The following is a 24,211-nucleotide window of genomic DNA, read 5'->3' as shown; positions in this document are numbered from 1 at the left end:
ACAAGATCAAGCCGTCATACAATAACGTCTGTACGGAAAAAAAAGTAAAAAGTTATGAAAAAATAACGCCTGAATACAGAATCTTATAAAAGATTATTGTCAATATTAACAAGACCTTTCTTCAATGTAAAAACCACATATTCTCTATTGCGACGGAGCCGCGACATCAAATTTTGAATAAGCTTCTCCTCCTCGCCGGGAGAATAGGCCAAGTCATCGTCAGTAAGTTCGCGGTATTTACGTTTAACTTTAAGCTTAAGCTTCTCCCAATTCTGATTGCTGATAGTAATTTCTGTCATGGTTTTCTTTGTGACAAATGTAAAAATTAATACGTCTTATTTAAAACCTGAACCCGCTGTCTACAACATTTTTAAACTTAAAATGTTATTCTCAAAAACTCACCCAAAAAATTCAACAAACACAAAACCATTTAAGATGAAAAAGCTAATAACTACCACTGTAATTCTATTAACAGCCTTTGCTGTGCGGGCGCAGCTTCCGTCTTTTGATCTAGGCTTGAAAGCCGGAGTAAATCTTGCAACCCTTCAGGCAGATTGGGCAAGCACCGAAAACCGCCTGGGATACCAGGTTGGAGCCTGGGCCAGAGTAGGAGGCGCAGGATTTTACGTACAACCTGAGGTATACCTCGGAAGTAAAGGGGGGAAATTTGGTAACATAGATGCGGATGGAACAACAGTATCTGGAAGTGGCAAGGTAAATTTCACCACGCTTGATATCCCCGTCTTGCTCGGTAATAAAATAGGGATGGATAAACTCAACATTCGATTCATGGCAGGTCCTATCGTGTCGTTCATTCTTAAAAATGATTTTGAGGAGAATTACAATATGGGGACCAATGTTAACGACTATAAAAACCAGACTATTGGCGCTCAATTAGGCGCAGGTGTTGATGTAGGTAATATCAGTGTAGATCTTCGTTATGAAAAAGGACTTAGCAATATTGAGAAAAGTGGCAAGTACGACCAAAAACAGAACTTATGGCATTTAAGCCTTGGCTATAAATTATTCTAATATGTTTACCGGGAGGGAATCTCCTGGTAAACTTTATCTATCATCCAATAACTCGTCTATCGTATTAAAAGTTACAGAGTGATAATTTGGCCGGGCCCTTAAGTAAACTTCCCTGGCCCATTTTTTTCCTTTTTCGGTCTTTACCATCTCTTTATACAAAGGCAGCACCAGTTTCCTCCGTCCCACATTAATCAGGTACTTTTCTATTTCCGGATAGGCTTTTTCGTAATTTGATCTTAAGGCCAGTGTATACCATGCACATTGTATTTCAGTATTTTCGGAACGGGTAAAACCCAGGTCTTTATCCAAAAGGCTAAGATCGTGTGTCGACAAACTGTCGGGCAAAGCGCTGATAAGGTATAGCCTTTCGTTAGTACTTTTGATCTTTGTAGCCAACCTGCCAGCTTTAACGCTTCCATCCCAGGACTTTATTATAGAATCTATGGCCCTGAATTTCACCGATGACGGAATGATTACATTCGACGGAATGCCCGGTTCGTAAATCCATTTGGAGACCAGCACTTTGTCGCTAATCTTTACGTCTCTGGCTATAAGATTCTTTTGCAGATATAACACAAAGTCTTCTGTGCCTATAGATTTAAACTGGTGGCCTTTGAAATATTCGCTTACAAAGGCATCAAACACATTCCGGCCTGCAGCCTCTTCCATCAGCCGCAAAAAAGAATAACCCTTCTCATAAGCAATGTCTGTAACACCATCGTCCGGATTACGGTTTTCAAAGCTTCCTTTCAATTTAGTATCATCATTCTTATCTCCCAGTTCGGCAACCGTTGCTTTTAGCAGGTTAAAGCCAATCACTTCCTGCATCTCCGCTTCTTCCCTACCATAAACTTCCTCTATAATTCTTCTTTCGAAATAAGTAGTAAAGCCTTCATTTAACCAGAAGTCATTCCATGTGGCATTGGTAACAAGGTTGCCGCTCCAACTGTGTGCCAGTTCATGCGCAATCAAATTCACCAGTGATCTGTCGCCCGCGAGAACTGTAGGCGTTGCAAAAGTCAGCATTGGATTTTCCATTCCACCAAATGGAAAACTCGGGGGAAGCACCAATACGTCGTACCTTCCCCACTGATAAGGCCCGTAGATCTTCTCCGCGGCAGCCACCATTTTACCCATATCGGCAAACTCCCAGGCGGCCTTTTGTAGCACGCTGGGCTCTGCGTAAATTCCTGTTCTGGCATCAATTTCCTTAAAATCGATGTCACCAACGGCGAGGGACATTAAATAAGACGGGATCGGTTTTTTTTGTTCAAACGTGTAAGTCCCGTCCTTCGATCTCATTTGTGGATTGACCGCACTCATCACTGCCATTAGCTCCTTTGGCACAGAGACATGTGCTCTATAAGTGAATCTTATCCCGGGACTGTCCTGGCAGGGTACCCAGGTACGAGCAAGAATAGCCTGCGATTGAGTAAACAAATAAGGATGTTTCTTTCCAGCTGTCTGGCTGGCGGTTAGCCACTGCAGAGCGGCAGCATCCGCCGCCGTTTTATACCAAATACTTACTTTTTTCGTATCAGGCGTTATTTTTATCGTAAGCGCTTTACCCAAAATCTTATTTTCCCGCCCCAATGTGTATCCTGCAGCTTCGGCCAAGCCGTTAAGAGTAACCTTATCTATTTTTAGCTGATGAGTATCAAACACAATGGAATCGGCTTCTGATACATTTTGAATATCCCACGTCGCTTTCCCTGAAATTGTATGAGAACTGAAATCTACACGAAGTTCGAGATCAAGGTGTTTGACAATTGCTTTATCTGGTTCTGAAAAAGAATGGGGGTCAGTTCTTTCGCCTATTTCGACGTTTGTGATATCCTTTTTTTTAGGCTGGCAGGCAAAAAAAACGATGCAAAAAAATAGAAAAAGTTTCTTCATAAGCTTGTTTTATGTAAAACCGCAGAACCAGCATAATGTGCGGGAAAACGAACTATTTTTTAAATTCAACGCTTAACTGGGTCTCAGACAAACCAGGCTTCCAGTTTGGACCTTCCTTGACAAGCCTTATAGCTTCGTTGTTGAAAGCATCGCTCAAGCCTTTAACCACCTTGAAATTTTCAGGTCGTCCATCCCTATTCACTGTGAAAGATATGATGATATTGGTGTCCTGAATGAGTGCTTCTGGATTACTGCGATTATTCCTTAGATAGCGTTGGTATTTCCTCCAGCCGATCACAGGCTCAGAATCAGCCTGTACAAACGACGGATTTGCTTGTTTTGATTCGTTTGGTAAATTGCTCCTGCCACGTATGACGACTCCAGACGTTCTGCCAGCGATCACCTGAGGAACAACCATTGTGTCACTGGCTGCAGCTGACACATTGGGCTTCGAATCGGCTTGCACGTTGTTATCAACCACGATCACCTCATTCAGCGTGACCGACCGCTCTTCCTTTTTCAAACTTGCCAGGACCGGTTCGTTCTCAAGAGGGCCCGCCTTGGGTGTTTTGGCAGGAGTTTGTCGAAATACCGGTCTCGCAGTTGTGATCTGTGTCCCAGGTTTGCTCAGCTCCTCCCTTTCTTTTGAGGTCAGCTCCTGCCTGGTATCGCTGTCAGGCAAAACAACATCTACGTTTTTCTCCTTCAATGCAAGCCCCGGTTCCTGCTGGCTGCCCTTCATCCAAAAAAGAATACTTGCGCTGATAAACATCAAACTTGCAACCGCAGCAATGCTGAGCCGCTGCCAGGTAAAATTGAAAATATTCTTTTTCTCCTGTTGAATAGCGATCCGCTCGTAAAGCTGCTTTTGCAGAATACTCAAATGAGCATCATCATGATCTGTATGGGAATAACCCTCGAGGGCATCTGCAAGAAATGGATCATCCAGTGCACGACGTTCCAGCTCATGCATAGCACTCGCATCCAGTGTTCCTTTCAGATACTGCTCTATCTCCTTATATGTTATTTTATTCGCTTCCACCACTTCTCTCCATACAAATCCTGAGGTTACGTTTGCCATTCTGGATGTAGCTCTTAACCTTGTTGATATCAAATCCGGTCAGATCAGTCACTTCCTTATAACACTTCTTTTGCAGATAAAACAAATCTACAGCCAAACGCTGTTCCTCCGGCAATTTTTTCATGCAGCGCTCCAAGCTTTTTAACCGGTCTTCAGTTTCACCATCAGAGTCAGGATGCTGAAACAGCGGTTTTTCCACACCATAATCTTCGATATTTACAAACTCATGTTTTCCGCTTACTCTTAAAGCCATTAAACAATGGTTCCTTGCCAGAGTATATAACCAGCTTTTGAAGTTGCTCACCTCATGAACTTTGAGCTTGGATATTAATTGTTCAAATATCTGCATCACAGCATCTTTACTCTCATCTTCTTCCTTAAAATATTTCAAGCAGACACCGTAGAGCAGAGGCATGTAAGCTTCGAACAATCTTCCTAGCAATTCCAAATCTCCGGTACGGCGATATTCAGAGAGCATTTCTGCTTCAGTCATCGATGCACGCGTATTTCTATGCCGGATAAATTTCAAGCCTGCTTGTGTTATTGATATTTCATAATGATGCAGATTTTTATCATAAACCACAATATTTTTAAAAAATAATTTGTGGAAACTCAGTTCGCCCGGCATCCTCAGTAAGATCAACGATATAAAACATGAGAACGACTTTCCATATTATTCAAGCTCTGCTAATGATCTTTTTTGTGCCGGCTCAAACGCCAGCGATGGCACAAACAATCCGTGGCATTATTACTGACAACTCTAATAATCAGCCGCTAAGTGCTGTGGATATTCGGGTTAAGAATTCTTCGAAAGTAACATCTTCTGATAGCCAGGGTCTCTACAAGGTCACTCTTGACAAAGCCAACAGAACGCTGGTATTCTCCTACCCCGGTTACCAGCAGAAAGAAGTGACTGTTGGCACTGAAACAATAGTTAATGTTAAATTAAGTGTCAAGATCAGGGCTTTCGAAGACAAGGAAGTGCAGACTACTCAGCTTTTATCAGGAAAACTTGCTGGCGTAGCTATGGTCAAATCCAGGCGCCACTACATCCACCCGCCTGTACCAGATTTCAATACAGAATCCTATAATAGCATTACTGAAAATGGATTCAAAAATGTCAGCCGGAATCCCCTATCGACATTTAGTATTGATGTAGATGTAGCCTCCTATAGCACTGTAAGGCGATTTGTAAATAGCGGTCAGCTACCTCCAGTAGATGCTGTTCGGATTGAAGAGATGCTGAACTATTTTAACTATACCTATCCAGAACCGAAGAAGGATATACCGCTTTCGATGGACACGGAAATCTCTGAAGCCCCTTGGAATAATAGCCACCGTCTTGTAAAAATAGGGCTCCAGGGCAGAAAAATGGATACAAGAAGTATACCTCCATCAAATCTGGTGTTCCTGATCGACGTTTCGGGATCTATGAACCAGCCAAACAAGCTTCCATTGCTTAAGTCTTCCCTTAAACTCCTTGTAAACCAGTTGCGAGAGGACGACAAGGTATCCATAGTGGTCTATGCAGGTGCCGCCGGTTTGGTGTTACCTCCAACATCCGGCAATAGGAAGCAAACAATTAAAAACGCATTAGATCAGCTTGAAGCGGGAGGTTCTACGGCAGGTGGTGCAGGCATAAAGCTGGCTTATGCTATTGCAGCGGAGAACTTTCTAAAGGCAGGAAACAACCGCGTGATCTTAGCCACCGATGGAGATTTTAACATTGGCACCTCAAGTGATTCCGAGATGCAGCGAATGATCGAGGAAAAACGGGAAAGCGGTATCTTTCTTACTGTACTGGGTTTTGGCATGGGGAACTATAAAGACAGCAAAATGGAAATTCTCGCGGACAAGGGTAACGGCAATTACGCCTATGTGGATAATATTGCGGAAGCCCGCAAAGTACTTGTAAGCCAGTTTGGAGGGACATTGCATACCGTTGCAAAAGATGTCAAACTTCAGGTAGAATTTAACCCTGGAAAGGTGCAGGCTTTTCGTCTGATAGGTTATGAAAACCGCCTGCTGAATAACGAAGATTTTAACAACGACGAAAAGGATGCAGGAGATCTGGGATCAGGGCATACGGTCACAGCGCTTTATGAAATAATCCCCGTCGGTATAAAAAGTAAATTCATAGGATTTTCAGACGTCCTGAAATACCAAAAACCATCAGTCACCCGACTCGCATTAGGGGATGAATTGCTAACTGTGAAGATCCGTTATAAAACGGCGACAGGAAATTCAAGCAAGCATTTCGAAAAGCCAGTGATCGACACCAGTACACCATGGAAAAGTACCTCAAATGATTTTCGCTTCGCCGCTTCGGTAGCTGCTTACGGAATGATCCTCAGGAACTCAGAATTTAAACAGAATGCAACTTTCAAAGAGGTAATCGAATGGGCTAAAGCCGCTGTCGGCCAGGATGAAGAAGGCTATCGAAAAGAATTCCTGAACTTGGTTAAATCCTCCTCTCTATTGTCAGATGAGCTATTGACCTCAAAAAATTAAATAGAATTCTTTAGAAACCGCTTAATCTATGTTTCTTTGGTGTATTATGATGTTAAACCATTGGAGGCGCATGTGCTCTAAACTTGTAAACACACAAATGAAACAGATAAAACTAATAGTAGCGGCAACAACTTTGATTTTATTCAGCAGTTGCGAAACTCTGAATGTAGCAGCCCAGCAGGTAATGACGCAGGGAGGAGTTGGCGGTTTAAATCCAAGCTCTGCAGAAATTGCCTCCGGGCTAAAGCAGGCCTTAGAATATGGGACAACTTATAGCGCCGAGCGCTTATCCAGTCAAAACGGTTTTTTAGGCAATGCCGCAATTAAAATTCTTTTTCCTGCTGAAGCACAAAAAGCTGAAAAAACCTTGCGTAGCCTTGGACTGAACCAGCTATGTGATAACGTGATCACTAGCTTGAACCGTGCGGCTGAAGATGCAGCAAAAGAAGCTAAACCTATCTTTATTAGTGCCATTAAACAAATGACGATAGCGGATGCCACAAATATTCTTCTAGGAGGACAGAACGATGCCGCAACAAGCTATTTCAAAAGAGTAACTAACGCACAGCTTACGGAAAAGTTCAGGCCTGTTATTCAGAATAGCCTGGGAAAAGTTGGTGCAACGAAATATTGGGGTGATGTAGTTACCCGGTATAATGCGATTCCTCTAACAGCCGACATTAATCCTGACCTCAGCAGTTATGTTACTCAAATGGCAATTAGCGGCTTGTTCCAGGAAATTGCTAAGGAAGAGCTAAAGATCAGACAGAATCTCAGTGCAAGAAACACCTCTTTACTGCAAAAGGTGTTCGGATATGCCGACAGGAACAAATCGAATTAGCATTTTCACATATGAAAGAGGCAAAAACCTCTTTCATATTTAAGTTAAGATCCCGGAGGGTTTTCGTCTTGATTTTGCTTCGGTAAAACAGCAACATCCTTTTCCTCTTCGATCTGCTGCACATGAACTGCATAAGATGCAGGCTCAATAGTACCACAATATTTTTCGGTGTATACCTGAGTAAATTCCGCGCCAAAATATAATATCGCAGCAGTATAGTATACCCAGACTAGTATGACGATAAGCGAACCCGCCGCACCGTACGTAGTTCCCGGGCCAACCTTTTCAATATACAGGGAGATAATATAACGCCCAAGCATAAACAAAACAGCCGTAAAGATGGCTCCTGCACGAACAAATTTCCATTTGATTTTAACGTCGGGCAAGAATTTGAAAATTATCCCAAGCAGTACTGCCATTACCAGGAAGGTGATCGCGAGGTTAATCAACCAGATAAGTACATTGAGACTTTGATCAAAATAAGCTTCAAGTCTAGAACTGAATGCAGCTATCAAACCATTAATTACAAGGGAAACAATTAAAAGAAAGCCGAGAGTTGCAATCATCGAGAAAGACAACAAACGGTTAGTGATCATTTTTAGCCAGCCTTTCTGTGGTTTAGCCTTTACCCGCCAGATCATGTTTAAGGAATCCTGGATCTCCATAAAAACTCCGGTCGCCCCAATGAAAAGAGTTACCACACCAACCACTATCGCCCAAACAGAATTTTCCTTTATCGCCGCGTTCTGGATAATTTCCTGGATTTGAAGAGCAGCTTCTGCGCCGATAAAGCTATTCATCTGTTCAAAAACTTTTCCCTGGAATGCTTCTTCTCCGTATATTTTACCCGCCAGGTAGATTAACATGATAAGCATGGGAGCGAGGGAAAATAAGGTATAATACGAAAGTGCTGCACATAGCTTCAGGCAGCGATCATTCATAAACCCATTAAAACTTCCGATAAGTATTTTCCATATATCTTTAAAAACACTTTTATTTATACGCATATTTTGAATACATAATATTCAAACTAAATGCATAAATAAATAAAAGTGTTTTAAGAAATACTATTTAATAGCAAGCTGCTTGTATCCATTAAGGAGAAGGGGATTATCGATTTGAAATGATCAACAGTTCAAGGTCCTTTGGTGGTATATTGAACCGTTCAGCCAGATGTTTATTTGTTAGGTGTCCCTGGTATAGATAAATTGCATTCCTTACTCCAGGCCTCTCCCAGATAACATTCATTATACCGCCCATTTCTCCAATCTCCATGAGTATGGGTGTAAAGATATTAGTAAGAGCGTAAGTGGCAGTACGGGCAACCCTCGAGGCAATATTCGGAACACAGTAATGAATTACATCATACTTGCGGAACACAGGGTGTGTGTGGTTAGTGATCTTCGACGTTTCAAAGCAACCACCCTGATCTATACTAACATCAATCAGCACAGAGTTTGGTTTCATTTTGCTTACTGTTTCTTCTGATACAATACAAGGGCTCCTTCCGCTCGTAGAGCGGATAGCTCCTATTACCACATCACAGGTAGTGATGGCTTTATTCAATACTATCGGCTGAATAACAGAGGTAAATACACGGCTCCCGATATTGTTTTGTAAGCGGCGAAGCCGGTAAATAGAGCTGTCGAAGACCTTTACCTCGGCACCCAGAGATATAGCTGTGCGGGCAGCATACTCAGCTACTGTACCTGCTCCAAGAATTACTATTTCAGTAGGAGGAACACCGGTGATCCCCCCCAGCATTAATCCCTTTCCGGCAAACACATTGCTCAAATACTCGGCTGCGATTAATATGGAAGTTGCTCCAACAATTTCGCTCATTGACCGGATCACACTTAAAATCCCGCCTTCATCTCGCAGATATTCGTAAGACAAGGCAGTTATTTTCTTTTTCATCATCGCTTCCAGGCTTTCAGCCTTCAGAGACGCCATTTGAAGCGTAGAAAAAAGCACCTGCTGTGGTTTCATTAAACTAATCTCGTCTTCAGTAGGCGGTCCAATCTTGATGACGATATCGGATTTAAACACTTCCTTCTTATCGTACGTGATCTGTGCGCCTTGTTCACTATAATCAGTGTCCGAAAAATTTGCCCCGTTGCCAGCACCCGATTCAATCAATACCTGATGTCCATTATTTACTAATAAGGCAACGGAAAGCGGCGTTAACGCAATACGGTTCTCCTGGAAAGATGTTTCTTTTGGGATGCCAATATGGAGATTATTCTTCCTTGTTTTCGTTTCAAGCATTGCTTCCTGAGGCTGCATAAGACCTTGTTTTGCAATGTTGGAAAGTTGGCTCATCATTATTTAAGATTCAATTGGGATGAAAAATACAAAATAGCTTTAATATTAATAGATAGTCTTTCTATTTTTTGTTAACCATAATTAGTCTTTGATCATCATTAACTACCTCAATTTTAACAGTAATTGATTGAGGAGGCAACAGATTCGGGATTTTTTCTGACCATTCAATGAAGCAGAAATTTCCTGAATAGAAGTAATCTTCATAACCAAGATCAAGCGCTTCAGATTCGTTTTTCAAGCGGTAAAAATCAAAATGATATACCGGCCCTTGTTGCGAATTGTATTCGTTAACTATTGAAAAAGTTGGGCTTGAAGTAATATCACTTACTCCCAGGGTACTGCATAGCTCTTTAATAAAGGTGGTTTTGCCAGCACCCATTTCTCCAAAAAACAAAAAAACCCGTTCTCTTTCTGCAAAATTCAATATCTTTTGGGCAACATCCTTAAGTTCTGATACTGAAGAGACACAATATTCCATACACAAAGATAATCAGCAAACTATTTACTGCTATAAGTAACATAGGGAACTATCATCTCTTCTAAAGAAATACCGCCATGCTGAAACGTTTCGTTGTAATAATTTACAAACTGATTGTAATTATTAGGGTAGACAAAATAACCGTCTTCTTTGGTAAAGATAAAACTGGAGCTTACGTGTAATTTTGGCAGCAATGCCTCGTGAGGATTCTTGATATGGAACACCTCCTTTGCGTTAAAATTCAAATTCTTGCCTTGTTTATAGCGCAAATTCGTGTTGGTGTTCCGGTCGCCTATGACTTTACTGGGATGTTTTACCCGGATAGTGCCATGATCAGTAGTGATTATCAGTTTTACATTTTTCTGTGATAACTTTTTAAGAGCCTCAAGCAAAGGCGAGTGCTCAAACCACGAAAGCGTTAATGACCGGTAAGCAGCCTCATCATTGGCTAGTTCCCTGATCATAGCCATATCCGTACGGGCATGAGATAGCATGTCAACAAAATTGTAAACGATCACATTCAATTCATTGCCCATCAGGTTGTTTAAGTTCTCCACTACATCTTTCCCTTGTTCAAAGGTGAGCACTTTAGTATAAGAATGCTTCACTTCTCGTCTCAATGTGCGCTGGATATGGTCTGCAAGGAACTGTTCTTCAAAAAGATTTTTACCCCCTTCGTCTTCGTCGTTCTGCCACATCGACGGAAAGCGTTTTTCCATGTCCAAAGGCATCAATCCGGAAAAGATCGAATTTCGCGCATACTGCGTGGCTGTAGGTAATATGCTGAAGTAAGTATCTTCTTCATCCATCCTGAAATGTTCTGTAATCAATGGATTTATTATCTTCCATTGGTCGTAACGCAAATTGTCGATTAAAATAAAGAAGGTCGGCTTGTTACTTTCGAGAGCCGGAAATAATCGTTTTCGTAACAACTGGTTTGACATGAGTGGGCCCTCGTCCGGATTTTTCACCCAATTCAAATAATTTTTCTCAATAAACTTCGAGAATTGCGTGTTGGCTTCAGCCTTTTGCAGGGTAAGTATCTCATGCATGCCCGCATCCTCAAGCTTTTCTAAGGAAAGCTCCCAAAATACCAGCTTCTTATAGACATCCACCCATTCGCTAAAACTCAAACTTTCGTTAAGGGTCATGCCCAGGTTCCTGAAGTCCTGCTGGTAGGCCATCGAGGTCTTTTCACTTATCAGTCTCTTATTCTCAGTAAGCTTTTTGATTGTAAGGAGTACTTGTTTCGGATTAACCGGCTTAATCAAATAATCATCGATCTTTGAACCTATTGCATCCTCCATCAAGTGTTCCTCCTCGTTTTTAGTGATTAAGACAACCGGAGTATCGGGGCTTATATTTTTAATTTCAGAAAGGGTTTCCAACCCGGTAAGTCCAGGCATGTTTTCGTCAAGGAAAACTAAATCGAAATACCCTTTTTTAAACGCATCCAGTGCATCGTTTCCATTTGTGAACGTGGTGACTTTATAACCTTTATCATTGAGTAACAATATATGAGGCTTTAATAAATCTATTTCGTCATCCGCCCAAAGGATTGTTGTTTCCTGCATTTTTTTCCTATTATTTAGTATTCAGCCAAGGTATAACACTTTAAGCTGTTTTTTGTATCATTAAATTTAACAATTTTTGCAGCGGGACTACAACTTTGAACAAGAAAAAAATAATCAACGATCCGGTTTACGGTTTTATAAGTATCCATTCCGATTTAATATTTGATCTTATTGAGCATCCTTATTTCCAGCGTTTGCGAAATATAAAACAATTGGGAATGACTCATCTGGTATATCCGGGTGCTCTGCATACCCGTTTCCACCATGCGCTGGGGGCAATGCACCTAATGGGAATGGCCATAGAAACCCTTAAAAGTAAAGGTCGCGAGATAACGGACGAAGAAGAAGAGGCCGTGACGATAGCAATTCTTCTACACGACATTGGTCATGGGCCTTTTTCGCATGCCCTTGAACATACCATCGTTGAGGGGATCTCGCATGAACACATTTCGAGCCTCCTCATGAACAACCTCAACCGACAGTTTGGGGGGCGGCTTAGCCTTGCTCTTAAGATCTTCAACAATAGTTATCAAAAAACCTTTTTGTACCAGTTGGTTTCTGGACAGCTTGATCTGGACAGAATGGATTACCTTAACCGGGACAGCTTCTTCACCGGGGTATCCGAAGGCATTATCGGTTTTGACCGCATAATTAAAATGCTCGATGTTAGTCAGGGACAGATTGTGATTGAGGAAAAAGGCATTTATTCAATCGAAAAGTTTTTGATTGCCCGCAGACTAATGTATTGGCAAGTGTACCTTCACAAAGCTGTGATTGCTGCAGAACAACTTTTAGTAAAGATCCTTGAGAGAGCCAAACAACTTACAATGAACGGGATGGACCTTTTTGCTACCCCTAACTTTGCTCATTTTCTGAACAATACCATCAGAAAGAAGGATTTCGAAAACGATCCGAAGCACCTTGAATGCTTTTCGTCACTGGATGATTTTGATATTTACACATCTGTTAAAGTATGGGCATCGGCCGATGATAAAATATTATCGCAATTATGTCGTAATTTAATAAGCAGGAACCTTTATCATGTGGAAATATCCAATGAAGCTCCGCCTCCAGAACGCATTAATGCCCTGATTGAAAAAGCAATGACGAGATATAGTGTAAATGTAGAAGAAGCTTCTTATTTTGTGTTCACAAACACAATAAAAAACAATGCATATCGTGTGGATGATGGAAACATAAATTTGCTGATGAAGGATGGTTCAATAATGGATATTGCAGCTGCTTCTGACAATTCTAATCTCGAAGCACTTGCAAAAACGGTCAAAAAGCACATCCTTTGCCACGTAAAAGACTTATAATTAACCAAGTACGAACAAACTCAAACTCTTTTTCAAGTCAGAGTCTTAAAATTTGTTCATAAACTAATAACCTATAAATTTGCCTGATGCAATTTACTGCCCAACAAATTGGAAATTTACTGAATGGTAGTGTGGATGGAAATCCTGACGTTACAGTAAATCAATTAGGGAAAATAGAAGATGCCGGTGAAGGTTCCTTGTCATTTCTGGCCAACCCAAAGTACGAGTCATTTTTGTATGAAACCAAAGCTTCGGTGGTCATCATCAATGAAAGCTTCATTCCGTCTGCCCCTGTAAGTACCACATTAATAAGGGTTAAAGATGCCTACAGTGCTTTTTCAATTTTGCTGGAAAAATATAACACGCTAAGGTTAAACAAAGTTGGAATTGAACAGCCTTCATTCATCCATCCGTCTGCTACTATAGGTAAGGATGTATATATTGGAGCTTTTGCCTATATAGGTGCCAATGTGGTTGTCGGTGATAATTGTAAGATATATCCTCAGACTTACCTGGGAGATAACGTTAAGTTGGGAAATGACTGTACATTATTTTCAGGCGTAAAAGTCTATGAGGATTGTCAGATTGCTAATCGTGTGATCATCCATTCAAGTACCGTAATCGGCAGCGACGGGTTCGGATTCGCTCCTCAGGCTGACGGAAGCTATACCAAGGTGAGTCAGATAGGTAATGTGGTTATTGAAGACGATGTGGAGATCGGATCAAATACTTCTATAGACCGTGCTACCATGGGTTCTACTATCATACGAAAGGGTGTGAAACTGGACAATCTTATACAGTTGGCACATAATGTAGAGATCGGAAAAAATACTGTTATTGCTTCACAAACAGGCATATCGGGCAGTGCAAAAGTAGGTGAACAATCGGTAATTGGTGGTCAGGTAGGTATTGTAGGTCACATATCCCTTGCTAAAGGCACCCAAATACAAGCAAAGTCAGGAATCAACCGCTCTATCGAGGAGGAAGGAAAGAAGTGGGCAGGTGCCCCTTTTACTTCTTATACCAATCATATGCGTGCACAGGTGGTACTTAACAGGCTTCCTGAACTGGAGCGCAAAATTGAGGCGCTCGAGCGGAAACTAAAAGAAAAAAATTAAAGAAAACAGCTGATTACATCAGATATGAATGTTAGACAACGTACTATAAAATCGGAAATTACCGTATCAGGTTCAGGATTACATACAGGCGAGCCTGTTAATATGACCTTCAAACCAGCTCCGGAGAATCATGGCTATAAATTTAAGAGGGTTGATGTTGCAGGGCAGCCAGTAATAGATGCCGATGTAGATAACGTTACTGATACATCCAGAGGAACAACCATTTCCCAAAACGGCGCCAGCGTAAGCACGATCGAGCATGTGCTTGCTTCTTTGGTTGGGCTGGAAGTAGACAATGTGTTAATTGAACTAGACGGGCCAGAAACTCCTATCATGGATGGAAGTTCCATTTTGTTTATTGAAGCCTTAGAAAAAGTAGGGTTCGTGGAACAGGATGCCGAAAGGGAATACTACCATATTCCCTACAATATCCATTATACCGAACCCGACAGGAAAGTGGAAATGGTAGCAATGCCTTTGGATAGCGACTATCGTTTTACCTGTATGATCGATTACAATTCGCCTGTACTGGGAAGTCAGCATGCAGCAATTACCACAATAACCGACTTCAAAAAAGAAATCTCCTCAAGCCGCACGTTCTGCTTTCTTCACGAGCTTGAAGCATTGTTGAAACATAACCTGATTAAAGGGGGCGATCTTAATAATGCCATCGTGGTTGTTGATAAAGACGTGAGTAAGGAAGAGCTTAAACATTTGGCCGTTCTTTTCAACCGCGAAGACATTGATGTTGCAAGAGAAGGTATTTTGAATAACATTGAACTGAGGCATCAAAACGAACCTGCGCGTCATAAACTCCTTGATATGATTGGGGATCTTGCATTGGTAGGTGTGCCTCTTCGCGGTCATATCATGGCGGCGAGGCCAGGTCACGCTGCAAACGTTGCTTTTGCAAAAAGGATCAAGGCTCAGATTAAGAAAGAACGAAGCAAAAAGATGGTTAAGGTTTATAACCCTAATGCTACGCCCGTGTATGATACGGTTCAAATTATGAACATCCTTCCGCACAGGCAACCGTTCCTTCTCGTTGACAAAATACTAGAACTAACTAAAAGCCACGTAGTTGGCGTGAAAAATGTCACTATGAACGAAGACTTGTTTAAGGGGCATTTTCCTGGTTCTCCTATTTTTCCGGGTGTACTTCAGATCGAAGCGATGGCACAAACGGGAGGAATTTTAGTACTAAATACTGTTCCAGACCCAGAAAACTGGTTAACTTTGTTTTTGAAAATAGAAAATGCACGCTTCAAAGATAAAGTAATACCTGGCGACACCTTAATTTTCCGATGCGACCTGCTGGCACCGATACGCCGGGGAATCGCTCAGATGAAAGGAATTGGAATGGTTGGAGAAAGAATTGTTGTTGAAGCTGAATTAATGGCCCAAATTGTAAAAGTTAAAGAAAGTTAGTCAGAATGATTCAACCCTTAGCATATATCCATCCTCAGGCAAAAATTGCAGACAATGTGGTGATCGAGCCTTTTGTAACTATTCACAAGAATGTTGAAATCGGCGAGGGTACCTGGATTGGTCCTAACGTCACCATCATGGATGGTGCCCGTATAGGCAAAAATTGCCGGATATTTCCAGGAGCCGTTATTTCAGCAGCACCACAGGACTTAAAATTTGCCGGAGAAGATACAACCGTAGAGATCGGTGATAATACCACTATACGGGAGTGCGTAACTATTAACAGGGGAACAAAAGACCGCTGGAAAACCGTTATCGGTAAGAACTGCCTTATCATGGCCTATTGCCACGTAGCACACGACTGCCTTGTTGGTAATAACTGTATATTCTCTAATAATACAACTATTGCCGGACATGTTACAGTTGGCGATAATGTAGTGCTTGCCGGAATGGTAGCTATCCACCAGTTTTGCCATATCGGTTCTCATGCCTTTGTGACGGGAGGTTCGTTAGTTCGTAAAGACGTCCCCCCATATGTTAAAGCGGCGCGTGAGCCCTTATCTTACGTAGGCATTAACTCTGTCGGATTAAGGAGAAGAGGCTTTTCCTCAGATGAAATTAACGAGATACAGGATATTTACCGTACCCTCTTTGTTAAAAAATACAATATCACGACCGCACTTGACCTCATTGAAGCTGAGCATCAGCCAACAGAAGTCCGCGATGAGATCCTGGACTTTATCAGGAACTCTAACCGTGGGATTATGAAGGGTTTTACCGGCGCATAAAATGACGAGCAGCGGCGCAGGTATGAAGATACAACTCGAGCATATCGGCCGGCGTTATAATCGTGAGTGGATTTTCAGGAACATTAATTTTACCTTTTCCACAGGTAATTCGTATGCGATATTAGGGCATAATGGTTCCGGAAAATCCACTTTGCTGCAAATAATTGCAGGAAATCTTACTACTTCCGAAGGAAAGGTATCCTACCACAAGGAAAAGGTACTCGACGAAGATACCATCTTCAATGAGCTAAGTATAGCAACCCCTTATCTTGAGCTTATTGAAGAACTCAGTCTCCAAGAACTGATAGATTTTCATTTTAGTTTTAAGAAGTACAAAGGAAATCTTACGGCAAATGCTGTGATAGATCTGCTAGGATTCGAACGATCTAGGCACAAGCAGGTAAAATACTTCTCTTCTGGCATGAAACAGCGAACCAAGCTGGTCCTAGCTTTTTGCTCAGACACGCCTGTCTTGCTTTTGGATGAACCTACTGCCAACCTTGACAACCAGGGGATTTCCTGGTATAAAAGTTTCATCAAAGATTTCACGGCTGATAGAATCGTTATCGTGTGTTCTAACCAGGAGCATGAATACGACTTCTGCTCATCCCGGCTCAATATTACCGATTTCAAATAATTATTTTAATTATATCTTTGCACCTTTAAACCTAAAAATTTTATGGCTAAGGCTTCAGATATTAAAAACGGTAACATTCTACGTTTTAATGGCGAATTGGTAGCGGTTGAAGAATTTATCCACCGTACACCAGGTAACCTTCGTGCATTTTATCAGGCAAGAATGAGAAATGTTAAGTCAGGAAAATTGGTAGAATACCGTTTCCGCACGGATGAAGAGGTAGAGATCTGCAGAGTAGAAACAAACGATTATCAATACCTGTACCCTGACGGTGAATTTTTTGTGGTTATGGACAATACTTCTTTTGAACAGTTTAATATCCCAAAACAGTTATTCGGAGATGCTGCAAAATTCCTTAAAGAAGGAATGAATGTAATTATAGCTTTTGAAAGTGACGAACCTATCATGGCTCAGGCGCCAACAAGTGTTGAACTTGAAATCACTTACACTGAACCGGCGGTTAAAGGTGACACCTCAACTAACGCAACCAAATATGCTACTGTCGAAACGGGTGTTGAAATCAGAGTGCCTTTGTTTATAAATCAGGGTGAAAAGGTACGCGTTGATACACGTACAGGCGATTATATTGAACGGGTAAAATAGGCCCTTCTAAAAACTAATTAGGTTAATAACGACGGTTGCAATAATTGCAACCGTTTCTTTTTAATCATTGTGAACAAATCTCTACTCAGAAAACAGTATCTCCAGAAAAGAAGCGATCTAAGCACCCAAGAGGCCGGGCATCTGTCTGATGCTGTTTTGAACTACTTTTCTTCACTAGATTTCAGCCGTGTTCGATATCTTCATGCCTTTTATCCAATAGTAGGGAAGCACGAATTCAATAGTCTCTTACTGGTCGACTGGCTTAGAGAAAAACACCCTGAGATCAAAATCCTTCTGCCCAAAAGCGATATAAAGGCACACACCCTGGTTCATATTGTATGGAATGAGCATACCGCACTGGCCATGAACGAGTGGGGTATCACCGAACCTGAATATGGTGAAGAAATGGAACCATCGCGAATAGATGCCGTAATTGTGCCGCTTCTTGCATTTGATAAGAAAGGTAACCGCATTGGTTATGGAAAAGGGTTTTACGACAGGTTCCTTTCAGAGTGCAGATCAGAGACAATAAAAATTGGTGTTTCACTTTTTGAGCCTGAAGAGAAAATTGAGGATACGGATGAACATGATATCCCTCTGGATATTTGCATAACGCCATACCGGATATGGCGCTTTAACAATTACATCTAAACACTCAATTCCAGCAATACCGGACAGTGGTCAGAATGAACCGCATCGCATAAAATTTTGGAGCGTTCCAAATGAGGTTCCAAATCTTTGCTAACCATGTTGTAATCGATACGCCAGCCTAAGTTCTTCTTACGCGCTCCAGCTCTGAAACTCCACCACGTGTAATGGTGGGGATCTTCATTAAAATAGCGGAACGAATCAATAAATCCTGTATTCACAAAGTTCTCCATCCATTCCCTTTCCTGCGGAAGAAAACCTGACGAATTGGCATTAGATTTCGGGTTATGAATATCAATTGCCTTATGGCAGATATTAAAATCTCCCGAAATCACAAGCCTTGGATGTTCATTCTCTAGCTTATCGATATATTGCTGAAAATCGTCAAGAAAACGATATTTAAAAACTTGTCTGAGATCACCGCTCGAGCCTGAAGGGAAATAAGTACTCATCACCGAAACGTTCTCAAAGTCCGCCCGGAGAATTCGGCCCTCAAAATCGTAATCACAATGGCCGCAACCGTACTCCACATGCTTCGGAGTATGTTTCGTAAGAATCGCTGTTCCGCTATAGCCTTTTTTTTGTGCCGGATACCAATAATGTTCATACCCTAAACGCTCCAGTAAACCCAGGTCTGTAAGCTGCTCAGGGTGAGCTTTTATTTCCTGAAGGCATACCACATCCGGATCTGCTGCCTGAAGCCAGGTTAACCAGTCTTTACTCAGGGCAGAGCGTATCCCATTAACATTATATGTAATGATCTTCATTAATCTATCTTGATCGCATAATTAAATTTTTCCTGAAGGCCTCCTGAAGCAAGGCCTTTTCAAGTTTTTTTACTTCCTTCTTTTTAAGGAGAGTAGCCTGCATCGGTACATCAGTTAAAGGTCTGTCATTCTGATCGCCGGGCAGAGCTGCGATAGCATCGACCAATTCCACCCCCTGCACTATCTCCCCAAAAACAGTGTAATTCTGATCAAGAGAAGGGGCACCCCCTAGCGTCTTATATACATCTCTTTGTTCAGTCGGCATCTTCCGTCCACCCAAATAGAATTGTTCAATACGATTCAATTCTTCCTCCGTAAAAACTCTTCCCTGTACCAAATAAAACTGGGTAGAACTCGAAGCCTTTTCTGGATTATTGTCACGGGCTGCAGCCAATGCTCCTTTTTTGTGAAATAATCCGGGAGCAAATTCTGCAGGAACGGTGTAAGTCAAACCGCCATTCCCCAAAAGCTGTCCAGGCTTTGCGTTCTTAGAGCCGGGATCACCGCCCTGGATCATAAAATCCTTAATTACCCGGTGAAACAAGGTTTGATTATAGAAACCCTGCTTCACCAGCTTGGTAAAGTTTTCTTTGTGTTTCGGAGTTTCGTTGTATAATCTAACAATGCATTCTCCATGTGCCGTTCTTATGCGCACATAAGTATTTTGCGGTTTGGCAGCGAAGCTGGTAACACTCGAAAGGAAAAGTACTAATACCGCTATTAAAAATCTCATGTAAATGTGTGTTTATTGAATAGATCAAAAAATCAGTTGAGGGTTTAGCCAGCCGGACAACGTTTAATCAAAATCATCGAAGTAGTCGATGAGTAATGACTTCATCAACATTTCCTGCTCAAGCAAAGTATAAGCTGGAATTGGTTTCACCAACTTCCAATGTGGCCAGCCGTCCTGGTCTAAACCTTCGAGTTCGTAAAAGCCTAGTTCACTGAACAGGCGGCAGTTAGCAATATGCATCAGCTCTTCCTTCTGTCGCTTTGAAAACTTCCTCGGCCCTTTTCCCAATTCCTGGACGCCGATCAAAAACAACATTACCTTTATATCCGGAATATCTGTATCAAAATGCCTGGCCAGCCGTTCCTGAAGTTCAGGCCATCTTTTGTTTATCTCTGCGGGTGTCATCTAAATGCAAATATAAACAGCCAGGTGTCAAGAATATTCTTTCAAATGTCAGACTTTTCCTTATATTTATATTATTCAGCATTTTACTACACACGCACGACTTATTCACAATCCGATCTGCTATTTTATTAATGTTCAAATCATTATGAAAAAACCAACTAAAATGTTGATAAATAATTAAATGAGATTATCCTTTTTTAAAGTAATTTAATAGTTAATAAAACTGGCATAGTTTTTTCATTATGAGTTTAACCTAAAGACGGCGTTCTTTTTAACCTTAGTATTGATGGAAGATGACTTTGAATTTGAGTTCAGTGAAGATCCTAAATTTTCAGTTGAACGTTACGAGGAAATGATCCGGAATAAGGATCAATATTTTTTTGATGCGCAGGCATTCGAAAACATTATAGATTATTATATTGAAAAAAACGACCCTATCAAAGCATTGCAGGTGGTGGAGTATGCCGTAAATCAGCACCCGTTTGCCGTAGTTTTTCACATTAAAAAGGCTCAGTTATATATCGCGACAAACCAGTTCGAAAATGCATTTGAGGCTCTTGATAAAGCTGAACTATTTGAGCCCTCCGAAGCAGATATATTCCTTATACGGGGAAATATCTATCAGATACTGGAGCGGCATGACGAAGCTCTTGAAAATTACCAGAAGGCTCTCCAGCTGGCTGAAAACACCGATGAGATATTATTACATATCGCAATGGTGTATCAGAACGTAGGTGATTATGAAAACGCGGTCATAAGCCTGAAGAAATGTCTCGAACAAAACATGGAAAATCAGGATGCATTATATGAACTTGCCTTCTGCTATGATGTTTTAGACAAACAGGAAGAAAGCATCCAGTTTTACAAACAATACATTGACAATGAACCATACAGCTACGCTGCATGGTACAACTTAGGTAATGCCTACCATAAGATGTCATTTTTTGAAATGGCAATAGATGCATATGATTATGCCATTCTCATTAAAGAGAACTTTTCATCTGCTTATTTCAACAAGGGAAACTCCTTGGTTCATCTGGACAAGTTTACCGAAGCCATTGAAGTTTACAAGCAGACCTTTGAATATGAACCGCCTAATGCAGATACGTATTGTGCAATTGGCGAATGCTATGAAAAACTTGAACAAATGGAAGAGGCGCGGTCATATTACAAAAAAGCCGTAAAAATGGATTCGAAACTGGCTGATGCATGGTTTGGGATTGGTGTAACTCTCGATTTCGAAGATCGTTACTTTGAATCGCTTCATTTCTATAATAAGGCCCTGGCATTAGACGACCTGAATGCCGACTATTGGTTTGCTATTGCTGATGCACAATACAAACTTGGCAAACTCGAAGAATCAGAAAAGGCCTACGAGAAAGTGATCGAACTAAATCCAATTGATGTGGAAGCATGGCTGGATTATTCATCTATTCTATACGAGCAAAACAAGCTCGTGCAAGCCATTGAAATCATGGCAGAAGCTATTAAGAACAATCCCGATGCTGCTGAATTGTACTACCGTATTGTAGCCTATCTCTTTGCAGATGGCCAATATAACGAAGCATTGAACTGCCTGGAAATCGCACTTAAAATAGATCCCACCAAGCATGATATTCTTTTTGAGTATCTTCCTCAGCTGCAGAACAATAAAATTATAATTGATATAATAAATAAGTATCTGATATAATCCTGCATTAAAGAGGCTTACAACTGCAATTAACGATTTCGAAGAACGTCTTCCCGACCGTTAATTCCATTTACTTTCAATAAAAAGTTTTTTTTAACATAAAAAATACTCAATCCAATACAATTGTCACGGTAGTATTGGATTTTTTTTGTGAGATTTGCAGGCTATGATTAATTTCAGTTTAAATCAAATTCCTGATCGCACACCAAAGCCCAGAGAGAAAGGCCTAACCATGGTTATGGACAAGGGCTTAAGCATTAGAGAAATTGAGAACTTTCTTGAAGTATCAGGCCCTTATGTGGATATTGTAAAACTTGGATGGTCTACTTCTTTCGTTACCCCTAATCTTAAAGATAAATTAGCAGTTTATAGAAACGCCGGCATACCTGTATATTTTGGCGGGACCTTGTTTGAAGCTTTCGTAATCAGAAATCAGTTTGAAGACTACCGCAGGGTACTTGACAAGTATGACATGCAGCTTGCTGAGGTATCTGACGGATCCATCGACATAGAGCACGATGAAAAGTGTGAGTTTATCAGAAAACTGAGCTCACAGGTTACAGTTATCTCCGAGGTTGGATCTAAGGATGCGCAGAAGATCTTTGCACCCTACAAGTGGATCAAAATGATGCATGCAGAAATCGAAGCTGGTTCATGGAAACTAATTGCCGAATCAAGGGAAGGTGGAAATGTGGGGATCTACCGTGAATCTGGCGAAGTAAGAGAAGGGCTCGTAGATGAAATCCTTACCCAGATACCAGAAGGCACAATCATTTGGGAGGCACCTCAGAAAGACCAGCAGGTTTGGTTTATTAAGCTGATTGGTGCAAATGTCAATCTTGGCAATATCGCTCCCGCAGAAGTGATCCCTCTGGAAACGATTCGCTTAGGCCTGCGTGGCGATACTTTTGATCACTTTCTTAAAACACTTAGCGTTTAAAGGATATTCTTTTAATATGAAGAAATTCGGATTGATTGGCTATCCTCTGGGGCATTCCTTCTCAAAAAAGTACTTTACCGAGAAATTTGAAAGAGAGGGGCTGAATGACTGTTCTTACGAATTATTTCCTATTCAGAACATAAGCGATATCGAAGGACTTATTAATTCCAACCCTGATCTATGTGGTCTTAATGTAACCATACCCCACAAGATTGGGGTGATGTACTATTTAGATAAGATCAGCGCCGAAGCCAAGGACATAGATGCTGTTAATTGTATCAAGATCATAAAAAACAAACCAGTAGAGTCCTTTTTTACCGGTGAGCTTTCACCTATGAAAGTGCGCCTGGAAGGTTACAATACTGATGCATACGGCTTTTTGGAATCTCTTAAACCCTTGCTGAAAAAACACCATACTAAAGCGCTTGTACTGGGAACGGGAGGCGCCTCCCGGGCGGTGATCTTTGTCCTGAAAAAACTGGGTATTGATTACCAAAGTGTTTCACGCAAAAAAGCTAGAAAGCAAATTACTTATGAAGAACTTTCAGAAAGCCTTATTAAAGAGTATACCCTTATCATAAATACAACGCCTCTGGGACAAGCCCCCGATATCAGTGCCTGCCCAGACATCCCATATGAATATCTTTCTGAAAAACATTTACTCTACGATCTGGTATATAATCCTAAGGAAACTGAATTCCTTAAACGAGGAAAACAGCAAGGTGCAATGATAAAAAACGGGGAGGAAATGCTTGACCTGCAAGCAGTGAAATCCTGGGAAATATGGAATAGCTAATGAGACATGCAACTTACTTACTGATTTTTTCAAGCTTATTAAGTTGCATATCCTGCAGAAACGACTATTCCCCAAAACCACGGGGATATTTTAACATAGTTCTGCCTGAGAAATCATACCAGGAATATAAAAGTAACTGCCCATTCATTTTTGACTACGCCAGGTATGCAAAAGTGCTGCCTGACGATTCCCAGGGCACCGAGCCATGTTGGCTAAATATCGTTTATCCCGAATTCAACGGGAAAATTCACCTAAGCTATCAGCCTATCTCCTCAAGAAAAGTTTTTAATGAGCTAATTGAAGACTCAAGGACCTTCGCTTTTAAACATACTGTAAAAGCAACCGGGATCAATGAAGCAAGGATAGCTTATCCTGAAAAAAAGGTATACGGAATCTATTATACTATCGATGGCAATACAGCTTCATCAGTGCAGTTTTTCCTCACTGACAGTACGAAGCATTATTTGAGGGGGGCTCTGTACTTTGACGAAGTGCCCCGCATTGATTCCATAAAGCCAGTCCTCGACTTCGTTAAAAAAGACATCGATGTTTTTGTAAAATCATTCCGGTGGAAGTAGACCTTTAAAGAACATTTTAACCT

The 24,211-nt window shown here is 41.2% G+C and carries 25 protein-coding genes; 14 read left to right on the top strand and 11 right to left on the bottom strand.

Translation table 11 applies throughout. From position 1 onward, the window contains the following. Nucleotides 1-83: 83 nt before the first annotated feature. Complete coding sequence (locus J3P37_RS10045) at nucleotides 84-299, bottom strand: CsbD family protein (protein ID WP_256010976.1); 216 nt, start codon at nucleotides 297-299, stop codon at nucleotides 84-86. A 136-nt stretch (nucleotides 300-435) separates the two neighbouring features. Here J3P37_RS10045 and J3P37_RS10040 point away from each other — a divergent pair, with 136 nt between their 5' ends. Then, nucleotides 436-1,032, top strand: coding sequence for a porin family protein (locus tag J3P37_RS10040; RefSeq protein ID WP_256010975.1), 597 nt, complete (start codon nucleotides 436-438; stop codon nucleotides 1,030-1,032). 33 nt (nucleotides 1,033-1,065) lie between these two features. On the opposite strand, the gene J3P37_RS10035 is transcribed toward J3P37_RS10040, so the two are convergent. Genes J3P37_RS10035 through J3P37_RS10025 form a run of 3 tightly spaced genes read right to left on the bottom strand, consistent with a single transcriptional unit; the run spans nucleotide 1,066 to nucleotide 4,502 of the window. Next, nucleotides 1,066-2,928 (bottom strand): M1 family metallopeptidase, encoded by a 1,863-nt coding sequence (locus J3P37_RS10035; protein ID WP_256010974.1) that lies wholly within the window; start codon nucleotides 2,926-2,928, stop codon nucleotides 1,066-1,068. A gap of 52 nt (nucleotides 2,929-2,980) precedes the next feature. Continuing rightward, nucleotides 2,981-4,009 (bottom strand): energy transducer TonB, encoded by a 1,029-nt coding sequence (locus J3P37_RS10030; protein ID WP_256010973.1) that lies wholly within the window; start codon nucleotides 4,007-4,009, stop codon nucleotides 2,981-2,983. Then, entirely contained in the window at nucleotides 3,957-4,502 is a 546-nt protein-coding gene (locus J3P37_RS10025; protein WP_256010972.1) for an RNA polymerase sigma factor, read from the bottom strand. The genes J3P37_RS10030 and J3P37_RS10025 overlap by 53 nt, the downstream gene beginning before the upstream one ends. Nucleotides 4,503-4,663: 161 nt before the next feature. On the opposite strand from J3P37_RS10025, the gene J3P37_RS10020 reads away from it, so the two are divergent. Next, on the top strand, nucleotides 4,664-6,520 hold the full coding sequence (locus tag J3P37_RS10020; protein ID WP_256010971.1) for a YfbK domain-containing protein: 1,857 nt from the start codon (nucleotides 4,664-4,666) through the stop codon (nucleotides 6,518-6,520). Between the two features lie 97 nt (nucleotides 6,521-6,617). Further along, nucleotides 6,618-7,361 carry a DUF4197 domain-containing protein gene (locus tag J3P37_RS10015; protein ID WP_256010970.1) on the top strand — a complete coding sequence of 248 codons (744 nt, stop codon included), beginning with the start codon at nucleotides 6,618-6,620 and terminating at the stop codon, nucleotides 7,359-7,361. A gap of 44 nt (nucleotides 7,362-7,405) precedes the next feature. Here J3P37_RS10015 and J3P37_RS10010 read toward each other — a convergent pair whose 3' ends face one another. The 4 genes from J3P37_RS10010 to porX form a co-directional block, all read right to left on the bottom strand. After that, entirely contained in the window at nucleotides 7,406-8,368 is a 963-nt protein-coding gene (locus J3P37_RS10010) for a YihY/virulence factor BrkB family protein (protein WP_256010969.1), read from the bottom strand. A gap of 103 nt (nucleotides 8,369-8,471) precedes the next feature. Continuing rightward, nucleotides 8,472-9,683, bottom strand: a complete 1,212-nt coding sequence (locus tag J3P37_RS10005; RefSeq protein ID WP_256011280.1) for an alanine dehydrogenase — start codon at nucleotides 9,681-9,683, stop codon at nucleotides 8,472-8,474. 64 nt (nucleotides 9,684-9,747) lie between these two features. Then, on the bottom strand, nucleotides 9,748-10,164 hold the full coding sequence (tsaE, locus tag J3P37_RS10000; RefSeq protein ID WP_256010968.1) for a tRNA (adenosine(37)-N6)-threonylcarbamoyltransferase complex ATPase subunit type 1 TsaE: 417 nt from the start codon (nucleotides 10,162-10,164) through the stop codon (nucleotides 9,748-9,750). Nucleotides 10,165-10,184: 20 nt separating this feature from the next. Further along, nucleotides 10,185-11,738 carry a T9SS response regulator signal transducer PorX gene (gene porX, locus J3P37_RS09995; protein WP_256010967.1) on the bottom strand — a complete coding sequence of 518 codons (1,554 nt, stop codon included), beginning with the start codon at nucleotides 11,736-11,738 and terminating at the stop codon, nucleotides 10,185-10,187. A gap of 95 nt (nucleotides 11,739-11,833) precedes the next feature. On the opposite strand from porX, the gene J3P37_RS09990 reads away from it, so the two are divergent. From J3P37_RS09990 to J3P37_RS09960, 7 genes are all read left to right on the top strand, one after another. Then, nucleotides 11,834-13,057, top strand: a complete 1,224-nt coding sequence (locus J3P37_RS09990; RefSeq protein ID WP_256010966.1) for an HD domain-containing protein — start codon at nucleotides 11,834-11,836, stop codon at nucleotides 13,055-13,057. Between the two features lie 86 nt (nucleotides 13,058-13,143). Beyond that, nucleotides 13,144-14,175: a UDP-3-O-(3-hydroxymyristoyl)glucosamine N-acyltransferase gene (gene lpxD / locus J3P37_RS09985; RefSeq protein ID WP_256010965.1), complete on the top strand. Its 1,032-nt coding sequence runs from the start codon at nucleotides 13,144-13,146 to the stop codon at nucleotides 14,173-14,175. A 24-nt stretch (nucleotides 14,176-14,199) separates the two neighbouring features. Further along, nucleotides 14,200-15,603, top strand: coding sequence for a bifunctional UDP-3-O-[3-hydroxymyristoyl] N-acetylglucosamine deacetylase/3-hydroxyacyl-ACP dehydratase (locus J3P37_RS09980; protein ID WP_256010964.1), 1,404 nt, complete (start codon nucleotides 14,200-14,202; stop codon nucleotides 15,601-15,603). 5 nt (nucleotides 15,604-15,608) lie between these two features. Beyond that, complete coding sequence (lpxA, locus tag J3P37_RS09975; protein ID WP_256010963.1) at nucleotides 15,609-16,391, top strand: acyl-ACP--UDP-N-acetylglucosamine O-acyltransferase; 783 nt, start codon at nucleotides 15,609-15,611, stop codon at nucleotides 16,389-16,391. Nucleotide 16,392: 1 nt separating this feature from the next. Beyond that, complete coding sequence (locus tag J3P37_RS09970) at nucleotides 16,393-17,028, top strand: ABC transporter ATP-binding protein (protein ID WP_369414065.1); 636 nt, start codon at nucleotides 16,393-16,395, stop codon at nucleotides 17,026-17,028. 42 nt (nucleotides 17,029-17,070) lie between these two features. Further along, complete coding sequence (gene efp, locus J3P37_RS09965) at nucleotides 17,071-17,631, top strand: elongation factor P (protein ID WP_256010962.1); 561 nt, start codon at nucleotides 17,071-17,073, stop codon at nucleotides 17,629-17,631. Nucleotides 17,632-17,700: 69 nt separating this feature from the next. Further along, the gene (locus J3P37_RS09960) at nucleotides 17,701-18,282 is read left to right on the top strand and encodes a 5-formyltetrahydrofolate cyclo-ligase (protein ID WP_256010961.1); all 582 of its coding nucleotides are present in this window, start codon (nucleotides 17,701-17,703) and stop codon (nucleotides 18,280-18,282) included. Here J3P37_RS09960 and J3P37_RS09955 read toward each other — a convergent pair. The 3 genes from J3P37_RS09955 to J3P37_RS09945 form a co-directional block, all read right to left on the bottom strand. After that, a complete protein-coding gene (locus J3P37_RS09955; protein WP_256010960.1) occupies nucleotides 18,279-19,046 on the bottom strand; it encodes an exodeoxyribonuclease III in 768 nt (255 codons plus the stop codon). The genes J3P37_RS09960 and J3P37_RS09955 overlap by 4 nt on opposite strands. A 4-nt stretch (nucleotides 19,047-19,050) precedes the next feature. Then, on the bottom strand, nucleotides 19,051-19,779 hold the full coding sequence (locus tag J3P37_RS09950) for a peptidylprolyl isomerase (RefSeq protein WP_256010959.1): 729 nt from the start codon (nucleotides 19,777-19,779) through the stop codon (nucleotides 19,051-19,053). Between the two features lie 63 nt (nucleotides 19,780-19,842). Further along, complete coding sequence (locus J3P37_RS09945; RefSeq protein ID WP_256010958.1) at nucleotides 19,843-20,184, bottom strand: hypothetical protein; 342 nt, start codon at nucleotides 20,182-20,184, stop codon at nucleotides 19,843-19,845. 286 nt (nucleotides 20,185-20,470) lie between these two features. Here J3P37_RS09945 and J3P37_RS09940 point away from each other — a divergent pair, with 286 nt between their 5' ends. From J3P37_RS09940 to gldD, 4 genes are all read left to right on the top strand, one after another. Then, a complete protein-coding gene (locus J3P37_RS09940; RefSeq protein ID WP_256010957.1) occupies nucleotides 20,471-21,874 on the top strand; it encodes a tetratricopeptide repeat protein in 1,404 nt (467 codons plus the stop codon). Nucleotides 21,875-22,043: 169 nt separating this feature from the next. After that, the gene (locus J3P37_RS09935; protein ID WP_256011278.1) at nucleotides 22,044-22,814 is read left to right on the top strand and encodes a phosphosulfolactate synthase; all 771 of its coding nucleotides are present in this window, start codon (nucleotides 22,044-22,046) and stop codon (nucleotides 22,812-22,814) included. Nucleotides 22,815-22,830: 16 nt separating this feature from the next. Continuing rightward, nucleotides 22,831-23,610, top strand: a complete 780-nt coding sequence (locus J3P37_RS09930; RefSeq protein WP_256010956.1) for a shikimate dehydrogenase family protein — start codon at nucleotides 22,831-22,833, stop codon at nucleotides 23,608-23,610. After that, a complete protein-coding gene (gldD, locus tag J3P37_RS09925; protein ID WP_256010955.1) occupies nucleotides 23,610-24,188 on the top strand; it encodes a gliding motility lipoprotein GldD in 579 nt (192 codons plus the stop codon). The genes J3P37_RS09930 and gldD overlap by 1 nt, the downstream gene beginning before the upstream one ends. Nucleotides 24,189-24,211 lie beyond the last annotated feature (23 nt).

Origin of the sequence: Desertivirga xinjiangensis (genome assembly GCF_024436435.1) — a bacterium.
GTDB lineage: Bacteria > Bacteroidota > Bacteroidia > Sphingobacteriales > Sphingobacteriaceae > Desertivirga > Desertivirga xinjiangensis.
Note: the sequence above shows the minus strand (reverse complement) of the source record. Positions and strands in the feature narration are given on the sequence as shown.

Bases quoted from the DNA above. Each gene is read 5' to 3' on its own strand.
- J3P37_RS10025 (WP_256010972.1), bottom strand. From the start codon at position 4,502: ATGACTGAAGCAGAAATGCTCTCTGAATATCGCCGTACCGGAGATTTG.
- J3P37_RS10020 (WP_256010971.1), top strand. From the start codon at position 4,664: ATGAGAACGACTTTCCATATTATTCAAGCTCTGCTAATGATCTTTTTT.
- J3P37_RS09945 (WP_256010958.1), bottom strand. From the start codon at position 20,184: ATGACACCCGCAGAGATAAACAAAAGATGGCCTGAACTTCAGGAACGG.
- gldD (WP_256010955.1), top strand. From the start codon at position 23,610: ATGAGACATGCAACTTACTTACTGATTTTTTCAAGCTTATTAAGTTGC.
- J3P37_RS09970 (WP_369414065.1), top strand. From the start codon at position 16,393: ATGACGAGCAGCGGCGCAGGTATGAAGATACAACTCGAGCATATCGGC.
- efp (WP_256010962.1), top strand. From the start codon at position 17,071: ATGGCTAAGGCTTCAGATATTAAAAACGGTAACATTCTACGTTTTAAT.
- J3P37_RS10015 (WP_256010970.1), top strand. From the start codon at position 6,618: ATGAAACAGATAAAACTAATAGTAGCGGCAACAACTTTGATTTTATTC.
- J3P37_RS09940 (WP_256010957.1), top strand. From the start codon at position 20,471: ATGGAAGATGACTTTGAATTTGAGTTCAGTGAAGATCCTAAATTTTCA.
- J3P37_RS09955 (WP_256010960.1), bottom strand. From the start codon at position 19,046: ATGAAGATCATTACATATAATGTTAATGGGATACGCTCTGCCCTGAGT.
- lpxA (WP_256010963.1), top strand. From the start codon at position 15,609: ATGATTCAACCCTTAGCATATATCCATCCTCAGGCAAAAATTGCAGAC.
- J3P37_RS10010 (WP_256010969.1), bottom strand. From the start codon at position 8,368: ATGCGTATAAATAAAAGTGTTTTTAAAGATATATGGAAAATACTTATC.
- J3P37_RS10035 (WP_256010974.1), bottom strand. From the start codon at position 2,928: ATGAAGAAACTTTTTCTATTTTTTTGCATCGTTTTTTTTGCCTGCCAG.
- J3P37_RS09950 (WP_256010959.1), bottom strand. From the start codon at position 19,779: ATGAGATTTTTAATAGCGGTATTAGTACTTTTCCTTTCGAGTGTTACC.
- J3P37_RS09980 (WP_256010964.1), top strand. From the start codon at position 14,200: ATGAATGTTAGACAACGTACTATAAAATCGGAAATTACCGTATCAGGT.
- J3P37_RS10045 (WP_256010976.1), bottom strand. From the start codon at position 299: ATGACAGAAATTACTATCAGCAATCAGAATTGGGAGAAGCTTAAGCTT.
- tsaE (WP_256010968.1), bottom strand. From the start codon at position 10,164: ATGGAATATTGTGTCTCTTCAGTATCAGAACTTAAGGATGTTGCCCAA.
- J3P37_RS09930 (WP_256010956.1), top strand. From the start codon at position 22,831: ATGAAGAAATTCGGATTGATTGGCTATCCTCTGGGGCATTCCTTCTCA.
- J3P37_RS10030 (WP_256010973.1), bottom strand. From the start codon at position 4,009: ATGGCAAACGTAACCTCAGGATTTGTATGGAGAGAAGTGGTGGAAGCG.
- J3P37_RS10005 (WP_256011280.1), bottom strand. From the start codon at position 9,683: ATGAGCCAACTTTCCAACATTGCAAAACAAGGTCTTATGCAGCCTCAG.
- porX (WP_256010967.1), bottom strand. From the start codon at position 11,738: ATGCAGGAAACAACAATCCTTTGGGCGGATGACGAAATAGATTTATTA.
- J3P37_RS10040 (WP_256010975.1), top strand. From the start codon at position 436: ATGAAAAAGCTAATAACTACCACTGTAATTCTATTAACAGCCTTTGCT.
- lpxD (WP_256010965.1), top strand. From the start codon at position 13,144: ATGCAATTTACTGCCCAACAAATTGGAAATTTACTGAATGGTAGTGTG.